10 protein-coding genes are annotated in these 16,783 nt (G+C 73.3%); 7 read left to right on the forward strand and 3 right to left on the reverse strand.

What is annotated here, in order from left to right; all coding sequences use genetic code 11:
• Nucleotides 1-23 precede the first annotated feature (23 nt).
• Nucleotides 24-1,220 (forward strand): PucR family transcriptional regulator, encoded by a 1,197-nt coding sequence (locus Dsi01nite_RS03815; protein WP_373318720.1) that lies wholly within the window; start codon nt 24-26, stop codon nt 1,218-1,220.
• A gap of 728 nt (nt 1,221-1,948) precedes the next feature.
• Here Dsi01nite_RS03815 and Dsi01nite_RS03820 read toward each other — a convergent pair.
• Together Dsi01nite_RS03820 and Dsi01nite_RS57090 are read right to left on the reverse strand one after the other, a co-directional pair.
• Complete coding sequence (locus tag Dsi01nite_RS03820; protein ID WP_203844593.1) at nt 1,949-2,995, reverse strand: pectinesterase family protein; 1,047 nt, start codon at nt 2,993-2,995, stop codon at nt 1,949-1,951.
• 163 nt (nt 2,996-3,158) lie between these two features.
• Complete coding sequence (locus Dsi01nite_RS57090; RefSeq protein WP_239135658.1) at nt 3,159-4,568, reverse strand: ricin-type beta-trefoil lectin domain protein; 1,410 nt, start codon at nt 4,566-4,568, stop codon at nt 3,159-3,161.
• A gap of 172 nt (nt 4,569-4,740) precedes the next feature.
• Here Dsi01nite_RS57090 and Dsi01nite_RS03830 point away from each other — a divergent pair, with 172 nt between their 5' ends.
• Genes Dsi01nite_RS03830 through Dsi01nite_RS03845 form a run of 4 tightly spaced genes read left to right on the forward strand, consistent with a single transcriptional unit; the run spans nt 4,741 to nt 10,013 of the window.
• Nucleotides 4,741-5,466 (forward strand): ABC transporter ATP-binding protein, encoded by a 726-nt coding sequence (locus Dsi01nite_RS03830; protein WP_203844594.1) that lies wholly within the window; start codon nt 4,741-4,743, stop codon nt 5,464-5,466.
• Nucleotides 5,463-8,099, forward strand: a complete 2,637-nt coding sequence (locus Dsi01nite_RS03835) for an ABC transporter permease (protein WP_203844595.1) — start codon at nt 5,463-5,465, stop codon at nt 8,097-8,099. Before Dsi01nite_RS03830 ends, Dsi01nite_RS03835 begins: the two co-directional genes overlap by 4 nt.
• A 46-nt stretch (nt 8,100-8,145) precedes the next feature.
• The gene (locus tag Dsi01nite_RS03840; RefSeq protein ID WP_203844596.1) at nt 8,146-9,378 is read left to right on the forward strand and encodes a sensor histidine kinase; all 1,233 of its coding nucleotides are present in this window, start codon (nt 8,146-8,148) and stop codon (nt 9,376-9,378) included.
• Entirely contained in the window at nt 9,366-10,013 is a 648-nt protein-coding gene (locus Dsi01nite_RS03845; protein WP_203844597.1) for a response regulator transcription factor, read from the forward strand. Before Dsi01nite_RS03840 ends, Dsi01nite_RS03845 begins: the two co-directional genes overlap by 13 nt.
• Here Dsi01nite_RS03845 and Dsi01nite_RS03850 read toward each other — a convergent pair.
• Complete coding sequence (locus tag Dsi01nite_RS03850; RefSeq protein ID WP_203844598.1) at nt 10,000-11,415, reverse strand: GGDEF domain-containing protein; 1,416 nt, start codon at nt 11,413-11,415, stop codon at nt 10,000-10,002. The two genes, Dsi01nite_RS03845 and Dsi01nite_RS03850, sit on opposite strands and share 14 nt — an antisense overlap.
• Nucleotides 11,416-11,565: 150 nt before the next feature.
• On the opposite strand from Dsi01nite_RS03850, the gene Dsi01nite_RS03855 reads away from it, so the two are divergent.
• Nucleotides 11,566-13,746, forward strand: a complete 2,181-nt coding sequence (locus Dsi01nite_RS03855; RefSeq protein WP_203844599.1) for a GGDEF domain-containing protein — start codon at nt 11,566-11,568, stop codon at nt 13,744-13,746.
• A 269-nt stretch (nt 13,747-14,015) separates the two neighbouring features.
• Nucleotides 14,016-16,679, forward strand: coding sequence for a discoidin domain-containing protein (locus Dsi01nite_RS03860; RefSeq protein ID WP_239135659.1), 2,664 nt, complete (start codon nt 14,016-14,018; stop codon nt 16,677-16,679).
• Nucleotides 16,680-16,783 lie beyond the last annotated feature (104 nt).

A 16,783-nucleotide genomic window follows, 5' to 3' on the forward strand; every position in this document is an offset into this window, starting at 1 on the left:
ACGCGTGAATCGAGGCGCGATTCTTGTTCGCCGAAGACAAAACAAGCGCTCTGGACGCGTTCCGGCTCCCCACCGGCGCCGCCGAGTCACTGCGCCACGCCCTGCCCGAGGTCGCCGGCCACGCCGTCGCCGCCATCGTCGCCGAGGTCCCAGCGTATGCCGGCGCCCTCACCGGCGAGATGGGCACCAAGATCGAGATGGCGGTCCGCGGCGCCCTCGGCGGCTTCCTCAACCTCGCGTCGCGCAAGGCCGGCCCCTCACCCCTCGCGGCGTCCCTCGAAGGTGCGTACGCGCTCGGCCGGGGCGAGGCCCGCTCCGGCCGCAGCCTCGACGCGCTCCTCGCCGCCTACCGGGTCGGCGCCCGGGTCGCCTGGCGGGAGCTGGCCGCGGTCACCGTCGCCGCCGGGATGGGCGCGCCGGCCGTGGCCCGGTTCGCCGAGCTGGTCTTCGCCTACATCGACGAGCTGTCCGCGGCGAGCGTCACCGGCCACTCCGACGAGCTGGCGACCTCCGGCCGGGCCCGCCGCCGTGCGCTGGACCGGCTCGCACAGAGCCTCCTGGCCGGCGAGCCCGCACAGACCGTCGCCGCGGCCGCGGCCGCCGCGGAGGCCGCCGAATGGACGCCGCCGCAGACGCTGACCGCCGTCCTGCTGCCCGACAGCGACATCCGGGCCGCCCGCCCCGTCGTCGACCGGCTCGACCGCCGGACCCTGCAGACCACCGTGGAGCACCTGCGCGACACGTCGGTGCTGCTCGTGCCCGACGCGCACGGGCCCGCCCGCGGCCACCTGCTGCGGTTGCTCGCCGGGCACGACGCGGTCACCGGCCCGCCGGTGCCCTGGTCCCTGGCCCGGCACTCCTTCGACCGGGCCGTGCGGGTGTCCCGGCTGTTCCCCGGCGGCGGCTCCCTGGACACGGAGGAGCACCTGGTCGCGCTGGTCGTCTCGGCCGACCCGCGGGCCCTGGCCGACCTGCGCGAGCGGGCCCTGGCGCCGCTCGCCGCCGAGCGGGCCTCCACGGTCGGCAAACTCGTGGAGACCCTGCGCAGCTGGCTGTTGCACCAGGGCCGCCGCGACGAGGTGGCCGCCGAGCTGTTCGTCCACCCGCAGACGGTGCGGTACCGGGTCGCGCGGCTGCGCGAGCTGTACGGCGACCGCCTCCGCGACCCGGAGTGGGTGCTGTTGCTGACGGTCGCGCTCAGTACCCCCGACACCCCATGACCGCCGGCTCGACGGTTGCCGCAGCCCGCGGAATTGGCCAACGTCGGCCCCGCCCGACCGCCCCGCCGGGGAAAACGATCTTGCCGCAGATCGAAGTCGCCGGCTGGTCGCCCGGACGGCCCTGGGGCGACTTCGATCACCGGGAGACCCACCCACGGTGCGGAACACGCGGGCAACGAGACCGATCCAGAGCTCGGCGGCGCCGGGCACGCCGAAATCGTTGCCAGATTCCCACAACCGGAAGGATCCCCGGGCTCCTGACGCCGGAAATCCTTCCGTTTGTCGCGCCACCGCCGCCTTTCGCAGATCGAAGTCGTGCCGTGTCCACGGCTCGTGCGCGTCTTCGATCACCGCGAAGATCCACTCGTAGGGCGGAGAGTGGAGGCGCCGGACCCGCGCGGCTGCGTGACCGGTACGGTGAGGCGGCCGGGGGATCGGCTCGCGACGAGAGATCGTCGCCAGCGAGTGGGTGCCGGCACCGCACAACGTCCAGTCCGCACCCCGCAGCGATCGTTCTACATCGTGTAATGAGCCGGCTACGCGACACGCCGGTGATTAGGTGGGGTGGGCTACGGTGTAGTCAGCAGAACGCCGTCGCCGGTGGTACGCGGTTCAGCGTTTCGGGTCCCAGCCGGTCGCCGTGTTCAGTGGTGCTCGGTAGTTCAGCGGTCGAGCTGTGGCGATTGAGCGGTACGTCGCCGCGCGGCGGTTGAGCGGTGGTGTGGGGCTCAGCGTTGGGGGTGCCAGCCGGTCAGGTAGGCGTCGATGGTGGCGCCGGCGGCCTGGTCGGTGGTCAGCTGGGGCCGGTCGGCGGTGACCGTCGCGCCGGGACCCCGGTTGTGGAACTCGCCGTAGCGGGCGTCGCGCCACGACCAGGTGCCGAAGTCGGTCCACGGCGCCGCGCCGATGTGGGCGCCGATCGTCGAGTCGCGGATCACCGTCTGCGCGATCGCGTTCGGGTCGTTGCTCGGGTGCCAGGGCCGGCCGAGGAAGACGGTGCCGGCGGGAGCGTCGCTGGTCAGCTTGCTGCCGACGATGAGGAAGCCGAACGGGTTGGCGATCGAGGTGCTCGCCGCGGTCACGTAGCCGTTGTTGGTGGCCGACCCGCGGTTGAGCGAGCGGATCTCGCAGCGGTCGAAGACGGCGGTGGCGCGGCCGAAGATGAAGTCCACGTCGCCCTCGACGTAGCACTTGCGGAAGTAGACGCGGCTGACGGTGGTGGCGTCGGGGCTGTTGACGTACAGGGTGTCCTGGTTGCCGAGGAACCGCACGTTGTCGAAGACGAGCCGGTCGGCGCGGGTGAGCACGGCGACCGCCTGCTTCGAGGTGATCTCCGGGTGGGCGGCCTCGTCGAAGTCGTTGGCGAAGGTCAGGTTGCGGGCGGAGAAGTCGTCGCCGGAGATGGTGACCGAGGCGCTGCCCGAGGTGCCCCAGGTGCCGCCCTCGGGCTTCGGCGTGCCGTTGGCACGGTTGTCGGTGATCACGACCTGGCTCGGGTCGGCGCCCTGGCCTCGCAGGACGATGTGCGGCTTGTCGGCCGGGATGATCACCTGGCCCCGGTAGACGCCGGGCCGGAGCTTGATCGTGAAGGGTCCCGGGTTGCCCGGGGGCACGGCGTCCACAGCGGCCTGGACGCTGGTGAAGTCGCCCGAGCCGTCGGCGGCGACGGTCACGGACGGGCCCGGCCAGGCGGTGGCGGGGGCCGCGGGCAGCCCGGTCGTGGCGGCGGCCGCGCACAGCGCGGCGGCGGCGATGAGAGTGCGGCGGGAGCTCATCCATCGAGCTTTGCAAACCTTTGCAGCCGCGACAAGACTGCAACAGTTGCAGGAATGCGCTTTCATAAGGGTTTTCACGGCTGGTGCGGAGCGGTCCGTCAGGACAAGGGTAGACCCGCCGGGAGGGGGGAAACATTCCCGGCGGGTCCTCGACGGCCGGACGCTACGGCAGCGTCACCCGCTGCGCGTTGGTGCCGTTGCAGTCCCAGATCTGCAGCTGGGTGCCGTCGGTGGTGCTGCCGCCGGGGTCGTCCAGGCAGCGGCCCGACTGCGGGTTGCGCAGCGCCTGGCTGGCGGCGACATACGTCCACTGCTGCGCGCCCGTGCCGTTGCAGTCCCACAGCTGGACCTTGGTGGCGTTGGCGGTGCCGCTGGCGCTGACGTCGAGGCACTTGCCCAGCGCGCGGGCCGTGCCGTCACCCGGCAGGGTCCACTGCTGCGCGTTGGTGCCGTTGCACGACCAGACCTGGATGCGCGTGCCGTTGGCGGTGCCGGCCGCGTTGACGTCGACGCACTTGCCCACGCCGACCAGCGTGAGCGGGCCGCCGGTGCCGCCGCCCCCGCCGCTGCTGATCAGGAACCGGTTGTTGGCCGTGTTCCAGTGCGTGGCCAGATACGAGCCGGCCGGCGGGTTGGTGTTGAAGTAGTCGTTCTTGTTGCAGTCCAGGCGGTTGTCCTGGGCCTGGTCGGTGCAGACGATCCGGATCACCGTGCCCGGCCCGTCGTTGTAACACATGATGTCGTAGTCGTCGGTGCAGTGGCCGTACGCCGTGTGGTTCGGCGACGAGCCCATCACCGCGCCCATGGCGTGGGTCAGTTCGTGCGCGGCGGGCCCGGCCGACCAGCAGCCCGAGTCGACCCGGCTGAAGGACGCGCCGGAGTTGTTGGCGTTGTTCTGGCCCGGCTGGTCGTCGAGCGTCACGTACGCGACGCCGCACAGCGCCGTGGCGTCCACGTACATCAGGTACTTGCGGTCGGTGCGGTTGTAGCCGAGTGCCTTGATCGCGTTGACGGAGTTGCCGAAGTCGCTCAGCGCGCTGTTGGCGATCGCCACGTTCGACACCGCGATGTTGCAGCCGCTGTCGGTGACGAACCGGACGTGCCGGGTGCCGCCAGTCTGCGCGGCGGAGGCGCTGTAGATGTCGTCGACCTGCGAGGACCAGGTGCGGATCGAGGCGAGGTACTGGTTGTAGCGGTCGGCGTTGCCGGAGCCGCGCACGTACAGCACCTGGACGCGGTTGCCGCTGACGCCGTCGCCGTCGCAGACGACGCTGAGCGGGTTGACCGCGAGCCCGGTCAGCGGCGGCACGGACTTCGTCACGTCCAGGCCGGGGAACGGCGCGTCGGGGCCGTGGGTGCAGGCGCCGGGGACGGCCTTGACCTCGAGGAGGCCGGCGCAGCGGCCGGTGCCGGCCTTGAAGCCGCCGTAGAGCAGGCCCCGGGCGGGGTCGTCGGCGGGCAGCGAGGTGGACGGGACGGCGGCGGAGGACGGGGCGCTGAGGCCCGCCACGGCCAGCACGAGTGCGGCGGCGGCGAGCAGGATGCGGTGCGGATGGGGGATGGCTCGTTTCATGGACACTCCCGGTGGCGGCCGGACGGTGACATCGTTGTCACCCTGTCCCGCCAGTGTCACCCTGACCATGACGCCGGTCAATGCGTTGCGCCGGTGGTAGGGGTTTCCCCACCGGGGAAGAGCAAGGTCCGCCGTGTGTTCCCCGCCCGCCGCCCCGACCAGGCTGAACGGCATGAGAAACGCGGTCGTCGAGGTGCTCGACGTGACGAAGACCTACCCGGGCGGCGGCGCCCGCGCCCTGGACGGCGTGTCGGTGGCGTTCGCCGCCGGCACGTTCTGCGCCGTGATGGGCCCGTCCGGCTCGGGGAAGTCAACCCTGCTGCACTGCGCGGCGGGCCTGGACCGGCCCGACACCGGACGGGTCGTCCTCGCCGGCGAGGAGATCGGCACGCTGCGCGAGCCACGGCTGACCCAGGTCCGCCGCCGGAGGGTCGGTTTCGTCTTCCAGAGCTACCACCTGATGGATTCGCTCTCCGTGTGGCACAACGTGCTGCTGCCGCAGCGTTTGGCTGGTGTACGACCAGACCGCGGCTGGGCGAAGGACGTCATCCGCCGGGTCGGGCTCGCGGGCCGCGAAGACGACCGGCCCGCCCGGCTGTCCGGCGGCCAGCGCCAGCGGGTCGCCCTCGCCCGGGCCCTCGCCGGCCGCCCCGAGGTCATCTTCGCCGACGAGCCGACCGGCGCCCTGGACCTCGCCACCGGCCGGGAGGTGCTGCAACTGCTCCGGGAAGCGGTCGACGGGCTCGGCGCCACGATCGTCATGGTGACCCACGACCCGGCCGCCGCGGCCTGGGCGGACCGGGTCGTCTTCCTCGCCGACGGCCGGGTCGCCGGCGAACTGGCCGCCCCCACCGCGGACCTGGTCGCGGCGCGCATGACGGCGGTGAGCGCCCGATGATCCGCCTCGCCATCGGCACGCTGCGCCGGCACCGCGGCGCGTACGCCGGCACGTTCCTCGCCGCGCTGCTCGCCGTCGCCCTGCTGTCCGGCGGCGGGCTGCTGCTCGCGTCGGTCCTCACCGCGACACCACCGGCGGACCGGTTCGCCGCCGCGGCCGTCGTCGTCTCCGGCGAGCGGGCCGTCACCGTCGAGACCGTCACCCACAAGAAGAAGAAAGACAAGGACAAGGTCAAGCGGAAGGTCAAGACGGAGCGGCTCACCGGCGCCGGCACGCTGCCCACCGGCCTGGCCGCCCGGCTCGCGGACCTGCCCGGGGTCGCGGCGGCGGTGCCGGACCTCGCGTTCCCCGTCGAGGTCACCGCGAAAGGCCGGGCGCTGCGGGGAGCCGACGGAGCCCCCGTCGTCGGTCACGGCTGGGCGTCGGCCGGGCTCACCCCGTACACCCTGCGCAACGGCAACCCACCCGGCCGCGGGGAGGCGGTGCTCGACGCCGACCTGGCCGCGCGGGCCGGGCTGACCACCGGCGCCGAGATCACCGTCACCAGCCGCACCGGCGTGCGGGCCCTGCGGATCTCCGGGATCGCCGCGCCCGCCGGCCGCGACGGGCTGCCCGCGCAGGGGGCGCTGTTCGTCGCCGACACCGAGGCCGCCGCGCTGTCCGGCCTCGACGGGCCGACCGCGATCGGCATCCTCGCCGCGCCCGGCGCCGGCGACCTGCGGGCCGCCGTCGAAGCGGCCATCGCCGGACAAGCCCCTGCCGGACAAGCCCCTGCCGGACAAGCCCCTGCCGGACAAGCCAACGCAGGACAGGCCAACGCCGGACAAGCCACTGCCGGCGGGAGCACCGTCGTCCGGGAGGTCACCGTCCTGACCGGCGACGACCGGGTCCGCGCCGACCTGCCCGGCGCGCTGCCGGACTACATCGCCCCGATCTCGATCTTCGGGTTCCTCATCGGCATCACCGCGTTCGCCGCCGTCTTCGTCCTCACCGGCACCGTGACCCTCGGCGTCCGGCAGCGGCTGCGGGAACTCGCCCTGCTGCGGACCGCCGGCGCCACCCCGGGCCAGCTGCGCCGCCTGCTGAGCCTGGAAAGCCTGCTGCTGGCCGGGTGCGCGGCGATCCCCGGCGCGCCGCTCGGCATCGTCGCCGCCGAGACCGTCGCGGCCCGGTTCCGCCGGCTCGGCGCCGTCCCGCCCCAGTTCACCGTCCAGATCAACCCGCTCGTCCTCATCGCCGCCGCGGCCGCCGGGCTGCTGGTCACCGCCGTCGCGGCCCGCATCGCCGGGCGGCGCGCGGCCCGCATCGCACCGACCCAGGCACTCACCGAAACCGCCGTCACACCCGCCGGCGGGCAGTTCACCAGGGTCCTCTCCGCCGCCGTCGCGGCCGGCGGCGCCGTCGCCGTGCTCACGTTCGTGCCGCTCGGCGGGCCGTTCGGGATGGGCATGAGCTTCGTGTCCAGCGCGCTGCTGCTGTGCGCCGTCGCCGCGCTCGGCCCCATCGCGGTGCGGCCCCTCACAGCCGTCGTGTCGCGGCTCCTCGGCGCCGGCCCGGTCGGCCGGCTCGCCGGGCAGGTCACCAGGGCCGAACCGCGCCGGGTCGCGGCCGTCGCCGTGCCACTCGTGCTGATGTTCGCGATCAACGCCACGATGCTGCTCAACAGCCGGATGCTCACCGGCATCGCGGCCGGCGAACAGGCCGCCCGGACCGCACCCGCCACCGCCCAGGTGACCGCGCCGCAAGGGCTCGCCCTCAGCACCGCGGAGACCGTCATGGCGGTGGACGGGATCACCGGCGCGGCCGCGACCATACCGACCCGGATCGTCGTCGTGGCCGGCGGCAAACCCGAGGACCACGCCGCGCAGGGGCTGCTCATCACCGGAACGCAGCCCGCGCTCGACCTCGGGTTCACCGCCGGCGGCCTCCCGGACGGCGGGTTCGCGGCCAGCCGATACCTGGCCGGCCTCTACGACTGGACCGTCGGGCAGGACATCGAGCTCCGGCTCGCCGACGGACACCGCGTCCAGCTGCGGCTCACCGGCGTCTACGACCGGTCCCGCGGCTTCGGCGACGCCGTCCTGCCCGCCGCCCTCATCGCCGCCCACGACCCGCGCGGCCTGGTGCGCGGCATCAGCGTCCGCTACGACCCCGGCACCGCCGAACGGATCCGGGCCGCCGGGCCGGGCGTGATCGTGACCCCGTCGAGCGCCACCGAGGCCGCCGGCGACGCGCAGGAGCAGCAGGGCGCCTGGGAGCTCATGGTCGCGGTCACACTCGGGTTCACCGCGATCGCCATCCTCAACACGTTCGCCATCGCCACCACCGGCCGGCGCCGCGAGTTCGCCGGTCTCCGGCTCGCCGGCGCCACCACCGGGCAGCTGCACCGGCTGGCGGCGCGCGAGGCGCTCATCGTCGTCACGGCCGGGCTGGCCCTCGGCGCGCTCATCACCGGGATCGTCGTCGGCACGTTCAGCGTCGCGCAGGACGGCGTGTTCCGGGTGATCGTCGACCCCGCCACGTACGCGACCATGGCCGCCGGCGTCGCCGCGCTCGGCCTGCTCGCCGGCGTCCTCCCGGCCCGGGTCCTGCTGCGCCGCCAGGCCCTGCCCGCCCTCACCGACGACCAATGAGGCGGCGGTGATCTTGGTGGTACGCGGCGCCGGTAGCATCCAGCAGGTGCTGCGAGCGACCCTACGGGCCCTGGCCTACCTGCTCACCGGCCTCGTCGCCGGCGTCGCCGGGCTGCTGTGGAGCCTCGCCGCCACCGTCACCGTCGCCGTCCTGTCCGTCACCCAGCTCGGCGGCCCCACGTTCCTCGCCGCGAGCTGGGTGACCCGGCGCCTCGCCGGCCTCGAACGGCACCGGGCCGGCTGGCAGCTCGGCGCGGCCATCGAGTCGCCGTACACCTCGATCACCGGAGACACCATCCGGCGCCGCGTGACCGCCGTCGCCGCTCAACCCGCCACCTGGCGCGACCTCGCCTGGCTCATCACCCTGTTCCCGATCGGCCTCGCCAGTGGCATCGCCGCGGCCGTCGTCACCGCCGTCGATGCCGGCGCCGTGCTCGCCCCGCTGTGGCTCTGGGCGGTGCCGAACCCGCGGGCGCCGTTCCCCGCCGACCCGCTCATGACCACCGCCGCCGGCCGATTGGCCCTCGTCCCCATCGGGTTGCTCGTCCTCCCGGCCGCCGCCTGGCTCATCCGCCGGCTCGCCCAGCTCCAGGCAGCCACCGCCAGCGCGCTCCTCGCACCAGGAACCCACCGGCGGCTCGTGGACGAAACGGCCCGCCTCACCGAGACGCGCCGGCGGGTCGTCGACGCCCAGGCCGCGGAACTGCGCCGGATCGAACGGGACCTGCACGACGGCGCCCAGGCCCGCATCGTCGCCGCCGGCATGACCCTGGCACTGGCAGCCCGGAAGCTCCGGGACCCCGCACACGGCGGCGCCGCGGCCGCGGACGTCGAGCTCGCACGGCGGCAACTCGACGACGCCCTCGCCGAACTGCGCCGCCTCGTCCGCGGCATCCACCCGCCGATCCTCGGCGACCGGGGACTGCACGCCGCCCTCGCCGCCCTCGCCGGCGACAGCCCCCTCACCGTCGCCGTCCACGGCGACCCCACCGCCCGGCACCCGGCCGCCGTCGAATCCGCCGCGTACTTCGTCGTCGCCGAAGGACTCACCAACGCCGCCAAACACGCCGGCGCCACCGCCTGCGTCGTGACCACGGCAACCAACGGCACCACCGTCACCGTGACCGTCACCGACGACGGCCGCGGCGGCGCCGACCCGGCCGGCTCCGGACTCGACGGGCTCCGCCGCCGCGTCGAAGCCCTCGACGGCGACCTCACCGTCACCAGCCCACCCGGCGGCCCCACCGTCCTGCGAGCGGAGTTCCCATGCGCATCGTGATCGCCGAAGACCTGCTGCTGCTCCGCGAAGGCATGGTCCGGCTCCTCACCGACACCGGGCACACCGTCGTCGCCGCCGTCGACACCGCCCCCGCGCTGCTGGACGCCGCCGCCGAACACCGGCCCGACCTGTGCGTCGTGGACGTCCGGCTCCCCCAGGGCTTCCGCGACGAAGGCCTCCGCGCGGCCCTGCGGCTGCGGGCCGGCGACCCGGCGGCGAAGGTGCTGATCGTGTCCCAGTACGTCGAACGCGCGTACGCCGCCGAACTCCTCGCCGACGGCCGAGGCGGCGTCGGCTACCTGCTCAAAGACCGGGTCACCGCCCTCGACGACTTCCTCGACGCGGTCGAACGGGTCGCGGCCGGCGGCACCGCCATGGACCCCGAAGTCGTCCGCCAGCTGTTCGCCCGCGGCGGCCGCAACCACGGCATCGACGGGCTCACCCCACGCGAACGCGAAGTCCTCGGGCTGATGGCGCAGGGACTGTCGAACTCCGCGATCTGCGCGACCCTCGTCCTCGCGCCCGTGTCGGTGGAGAAACACATCACGAGCATCTTCGGCAAACTCGACCTGCCGCCCGCCGACGACGCCAACCGGCGGGTCCGGGCCGTGCTCACCTACCTCAACGAGCGCTGACCGGCTGCAGCCGCACGTCGCTGTCCTCGACGGACGCGACCCGGCCCTTGCCGGCGGTCTTCGCCGCGTACATCGCGGTGTCGGCGTCGTGCAACAGCTCGTCGATCTTCGCGTGGCCGTGCCAGCCGGCGACGCCGATACTGGCCCGCGGCGTCAGCTCGGTCCCGGCGAACAGCAACGGAGCCTGGATCGCGGTGAGCAGGCGGCCCGCGACGAGGACGGCGTCCTCGGCGGAGTCCATGCCGTCCAGGACCACGGCGAACTCGTCGCCGCCGAGCCGGGCGGCGGTGTCAGCGCCGCGGATGCCGTCGCGGAGCCGCTGGGCGACAGCGATGAGGAGCTGGTCGCCGGCGGCGTGACCGTGGGTGTCGTTGACCTGTTTGAACCCGTCGAGGTCGATGAGCAGGACCGCGACGGGGCTGCCGCGGCGGGCGCGGGCCAGGGCGTGCTGCAGGTGCTCGCGCAGCAGCGACCGGTTCGCCAGGCCCGTGAGGTTGTCGTGGAACGCCTGAAAGTGCAGGTCGGCGGCGTGCTCGGCGTTGACCAGGCCGAGGGACGTCTGCGCGGCCAGGGTCTCCAGCGACGGGCGCACCTCGGCCGGGACCGCGCCCGAGGCGACGCCGGCGAGCAGGTCACCGAAGTGCTGCTTGTCGGAGCGCAACGGCAAGGTGGTGCCGGCGGCGGCCGGGACCGGACCGGCGAGCAGCTCGACCGGCACCGGACCGGCGGCGGTGACGACGAGGCCGTCGGCGACGGTGGCGGCCCAGCCGCCGGGCAGGCCGTCCAGCAGGTCCACCGCCGCGTCGGCGCAGTGCCGCAGGATCGTCTCCCGGTCCGCGGTCGTGGCGAGGGACGAGCCGAGCCGGGCGAACACCCGCTCCCTGGCGGCGGCCCGCTCCTGGCGGCGGGTCGACTCCGCGACCGCCGCCGTGAACAGCGCGAGGGGCGGGACGCCCGGCGCCTGCCCGAGGAACTGCCCGACCGCCTCCGGCTCGGTCAGCGCGACCGCGCCGACCGACGCCGCGAACACCAGGACCGCGAACGCGACGACGTGCCGCCAGGTGCCGTACAGCCCGCGGAAGGACATGAACACGAACAGCAGGCCCAGCGTCGCGACCCAGCTGTGCATGCCGAGCCCGATCGCGAGCATCGCCAGGGCCTCGACCGGGATCATCCAGGCCGGGAACGTGCCCTTGCGGTACTGCCGGATCCACCACGCGGCGAGCGCGAGCGCGGCCACGGCGGCCGGCAACCGGGAGGTCAGCGGGACGTCGGTGCGGCTCAGGACCCGGGGCAGGACGGTGATGAGGTTGAACACCCCGAAGATCACGAACAGCCAGCGGATACGGCCGCCGAGCGGCTTCGGCGGGGCCAGGCGCCGGACCGCGCGGAGCAGGATCATGCCCCGTACATCGGCAAATCCGGCGTCGACGTGAGCAGTGACGGAGCGCTACCCTGTCCGCACGCGATACCGCTCAGCTCGGCACCACATCGGCCGAACAAGACGTCGGCCGGGAAACACCGGCACAGGACGAGGCGGTGAGGTCAGGCGTTGGACGAGCCGGAGCGGCACCCGAGCGCGCTCGCCGACGGCACCCGTCGGTTGCTGCTGCTCTACGCCCCGCTCTTCGTCGTCGCGCTCGGCTGGGCGGTCGCCCGCGGCGCCGGGTTCGCCGGTGCGACGGTCCTCGGCTGGCTGCCCGGCGCGCTGTCCCTCGCGGTCGCCTCCTGGTTCCTGCTCCAGGCGTCGCGGCTGGAGCGGCTCACCCCCGCCGGTCGCCGCTTCTGGCGGCTGATGGCGATCGCCGCGCTGCTCATCGCGCCCGCCACGAAACCACTCACCGAGGCGAGCCTCGGCGGCCGCAAGTCCGGTCCCGTCCTCGCCGGCGCGGTGCTGCTGCTCAGCGTCGCGTTGCTGCTGGTGCTGTGGGGGCTGCTGCGGCTGCCGACCCGCAGCCGCAGCCGCGGCGACTGGTTACGGCTCGGGCTGGACGCGGCCACGGTGCTCGTGTGCTCCGCGACGTTCCTGTGGCAGTTCGTGCTCGAACCGATCTCCGACGCCCGCGCCGACCTGCCCCGGGCCCTCGGCCTGCTGGTGCTGAGCCTGCTGTGCCTGCTCGCGGTGCTCGCCGTGGTGAAACTGATCCTGGTCGGCACCGACGCCGTCGACATGCTCGCGCTGCAGTCCCTGGCGGGCGTGGTCCTGCTCGGCGCGGTCGGCTCGGCGCTCGTGCCCGTGCTGCAGAGCCCGCGGCTGGCCGGGGTGTCCGACATCATCACCACCCTCGAGGGCACGATGGTCGGGCTCGCCGGGGTCGTGCAGCTGCACCGGATCCGTCCGGCCGCGGTGACACCGAAGGCGCGCCGCCCGTACAGCATCCTTCCCTACTTCGCGATCGCCGCCGTCTTCGCGCTGCTCGTCGCCAACCACGGCGACGGTCCCGTCCTGGCCGGCGCGGTCGCCGCGAGCGGGGCAGTGCTGCTGCGGCAGCTGCTCGCGTTCCGCGACAACGACGCGCTGCTGGGCACCGTCCGCGACCACCAGCGGCTCCTGCGCGAGCAGGCGACCCACGACGCGCTGACCGGCCTGCCCAACCGGGCGCTGTTCAACGACACCCTGGACGAGGCGTTCCACGGCGCGGCGATCCTCGTCGACCTCGACGACTTCAAGACCGTCAACGACACCCTCGGCCACCACGTCGGCGACGGCCTGCTCGTCGAGGTCGGCCGCCGGCTGCGGGCCGCGGTCCGCCCCGGCGACCTGGTCGCCCGGCTCGGCGGCGACGAGTTCGCGGTGCTGCTCCCCGGCGCCGGCGACCACGCCGCCGGGGAGGTCGCCGAGCGGATCCTCGCCGAGCTGGCCAACCCGATCACGACCCACGGGCACCTGCTGAGCGTCGGCGCGAGCGTCGGCGTGGCGGAGCGGCTCGCCGACGACGACCCGCAGTCGCTGCTGCGGCACGCCGACATCGCCATGTACGCGGCGAAACAGCGCGGCAAGGGCCGGCACGCCCGGTACACGCCCGACCTCGAGGGGCTCCTGGCGACGCCCGCGCAGCGCGCCGACGAGCTGCGCGCCGCGATCGGCGCCGGGCAGGTCGAGCTGACCGGTGAGCCGATCGCCCGGCTCGCCGACGGCACCGAGGTCGAGCGGCGGCTGTGCGCCCGCTGGCCGTCGGTGGACGTCGCCGACCTGACGGTGCCGCTGGTGCGCTGGTCCCTGGCGGAGGCGTGCCGGGTGACGCCGCCGGGCCGCCGGTTCACGGTCGACGTGAGCCGCTCGGCGCTGCTCGCGCCGGGCTTCCCGCACGACGTCGCCGGGATCCTCGCCGGGGCCGGCGTCGCGCCGACCTGTGTGACCCTCGCCGTGCCGGCCGCCGTCGCCGGTGAGGACACCGGCGTCCGCGGGGTGCTGCAGGAGCTGCGCGGGATCGGCGTCGGGCTCGCCCTGGACCACACCGGCACGGCGCACGCGCGTCTCGACCTGCTGGTGTCGTTGCCGTTCACGCGGCTGGTGCTGGACGCGGCCCTGGTCCCGGCCGGCGGCGAAGACCCCCGTCGGGAGGCACTGGTCGACGCCGTGGCCCGGCTCGTCGCGGCCACCGGCACGGAGACGGTCGTCGCCGGGGTCCGTGACCCGGGGCAGGTGTCGCGGCTGCTGGACCTCGGGTTCGCGCTCGGTTGCGGCCCGGCGCTGTCGGCGTTCTCGGATCTGCGCCTCTCCAGCCGCTGAACCGCTGGTCACCGACCGTGAAAGGGAGAGCGCTCTCCTGTAGTGGCCGCGGCGCACTTCCTACGGATCGAAGAATAAGTGTGGGTCGGCTCTTGACAGGGCGCCCCGATCGGACAACCCTCGTCCTTGGAGAGCGCTCTCCCACCCAGACTCCGGGCCGCCCGCCCTTTGGCCACGGAGTCACACACCCCGGATGGCCGGACCGAGCACCACCGTACCCCTACGGTGGCGCTGCCGGCTGCCGCCCGCCCTGAAACCGGGAGCAATTGATGCTGACCGCCGCACGACCGGCGCACCGCCGCCGCCGGAATCTGATCTTCGCGTCCGTCGCCGCCATCCTGATGGTGGCCACGTACGCGGTGACCACGACCTTCTCGGCCTCCGCGGCCGACACCCTCCTCTCGCAAGGCAAGCCCGCGCTGTCGTCGTCGGACGAGAACGGTGGCACCCCCGCCTCCGCCGCGTTCGACGGCAACCTCAACGGCACCCGCTGGTCGTCGGCCGCCTCCGACCCGCAGTGGCTGCGCGTCGACCTCGGCCAGACCGCGACGGTCTCGCAGATCAAGCTGTACTGGGAGGCCGCGTACGCGACGGCGTTCAAGCTGCAGACGTCCCCGGACGGCAACACCTGGACCGACATCAAGTCGGTGACCGGTGCGACCGGCGGCGCGCAGACCTACGACGTGACCGGCTCCGGCCGGTACGTGCGGGTCTACGGCACCGCCCGGGCGACCGGCTACGGCTACTCGCTGTGGGAGTTCCAGGTCTACGGCTCCTACGGCGGCACCACCAACCCCGGCACCTGCAACACCGGCGCCAACGCCGCGCAGGGCAAGCCCGCCACCGCCTCCTCCTCGGAGAACGCCGGTGCGAACGGGCCCGGCGCCGCGGTCGACGGCAACGCCGGCACCCGCTGGTCCAGCACGTTCAGCGACCCGCAGTGGCTGGCCGTCGACCTGGGCTCGGCCCAGTCGATCTGCCAGGTCACGATCAACTGGGAGGCCGCCTACGGCAAGGACTTCCAGATCCAGACCTCGCCCGACGGCGGGACCTACACCACGATCAAGACCGTGACCGGCGGCACCGGCGGCAACCAGACGCTCGACGTGTCCGGCACCGGCCGCTTCGTCCGCGTGTACGGCACCGCCCGCGGCTCCGGCTACGGCTACTCCATCTGGGAGTTCATCGTCCGCACCGGCACCGGGCCCACCGGTTCGACCTCGACCACCCCGTCGTCGTCGCCGTCCGCGTCGCCGACCCCGTCGACCTCCACCGGCCCGATCCAGGGCGGCGGCGACCTCGGCTCCAACGTCATCGTCTTCGACCCGTCGCAGTCCACCGCGACCATCCAGGGCAAGCTCGACCAGATCTTCACCCAGCAGGAGACCGCGCAGTTCGGTCCCGGCCGCGTGCAGTTCCTGTTCAAGCCCGGCACGTACAACGGCCTCAACGCCCAGATCGGGTTCTACACCTCGATCAACGGCCTCGGCCAGAACCCGCAGGACGTCCGGATCAACGGTGACGTCACCGTCGACGCCGGCTGGTTCCAGGGCAACGCGACGCAGAACTTCTGGCGCTCGGCGGAGAACCTGTCCGTCTACCCGGTCTCCGGCGTCGACCGCTGGGCCGTCGCCCAGGCCGCGCCGTTCCGCCGCATGGACATCCACGGCGGCATGACCCTCGCGTCGCCGAACTGCGGCTGGGCCTCCGGCGGCTACATCGCCGACTCCCGCGTCACCGGCAACATCAACCCCTGCTCGCAGCAGCAGTGGTTCACCCGGGACAGCACCATCGGCAGCTGGAACGGCTCGGTCTGGAACATGGTCTTCTCCGGCGTGCAGGGCGCCCCGGCGAACAGCTTCCCGAACCCGCCGTACACCACCCTGCCGACGAGCCCGATCACGCAGGAGAAGCCGTACCTCTACACCGACAGCTCCGGCGCCTACCGCGTCTTCGTGCCGTCGCTGCGCACCAACAGCAGCGGCGCCACCTGGATCAACGGCCAGACCCCGGGCACCTCGCTGTCGATCAACCAGTTCTACGTCGCCAAGCCGGGCGTCTCGGCCGCGACCCTCAACGCCGCCGTCGCGCAGGGCCTCAACCTGCTCTTCACCCCCGGCGTGTACCACCTCAACAGCACCGTGAACATCAACCGCGCCAACACCGTGGTCCTCGGCCTCGGGTACGCCACCATCGTCGCGGACAACGGCGCCCTGCCGATGGCCGTCGGCGACGTCGACGGTGTCAAGATCGCCAGCCTGCTCTTCGACGCCGGCCCGACGAACTCCCCGGCCCTGCTCCAGGTCGGCCCGAACGGCGCCAGCGGCAACCACGCCGCCGCCCCGAACCTGATCTCCGACGTGTTCCTGCGCGTCGGCGGTGCGGGCGCCGCCAAGGCCAGCGCGGCCCTGATCGTCAACAACAACAACACGATCATCGACCACATCTGGGCCTGGCGCGCCGACCACGGCGACGGCGCGGGCTGGACCTCCAACCCGTCCGACAACGGCCTGATCGTCAACGGCCAGAACGTGCTCGCCTACGGCCTGTTCGTCGAGCACTTCAACAAGTACAACGTGGTGTGGAACGGCAACGGCGGCCGCACGATCTTCTTCCAGAACGAGCTGCCGTACGACCCGCCGTCGGCCGCCGCCTGGTCCCACGACGGGATCGTCGGCTACGCCGCGTACAAGGTGGGCAACAACGTCACCACCCACGAGGGCTGGGGGATGGGCAGCTACTGCGTGTTCACCACCGACGCCTCGATCGCCGCGTACCACTCCTTCGAGGTGCCCAACACCCCGAACGTCAAGTTCCACAACATCCTGACCGTGTCGCTGGGCAAGGGCTCGATCACGCACGTCATCAACGACACCGGCGCGGCCGCCCAGGCCTCCGCCGTGGTCCCGTCCAACGTGGTCAGCTACCCCTGATCCCTGCATGAAGTACTGAGGGCCGGCCTTCCCTTCCGGGAGCCGGCTCTCAGCCGTCTCGGGTATCGCAGGGTGATCGGAACGTCTCACCCGGTAGCGTAGTT

Origin of the sequence: Dactylosporangium siamense (assembly GCF_016862795.1) — a bacterium.
Classification (GTDB): domain Bacteria; phylum Actinomycetota; class Actinomycetes; order Mycobacteriales; family Micromonosporaceae; genus Dactylosporangium; species Dactylosporangium siamense.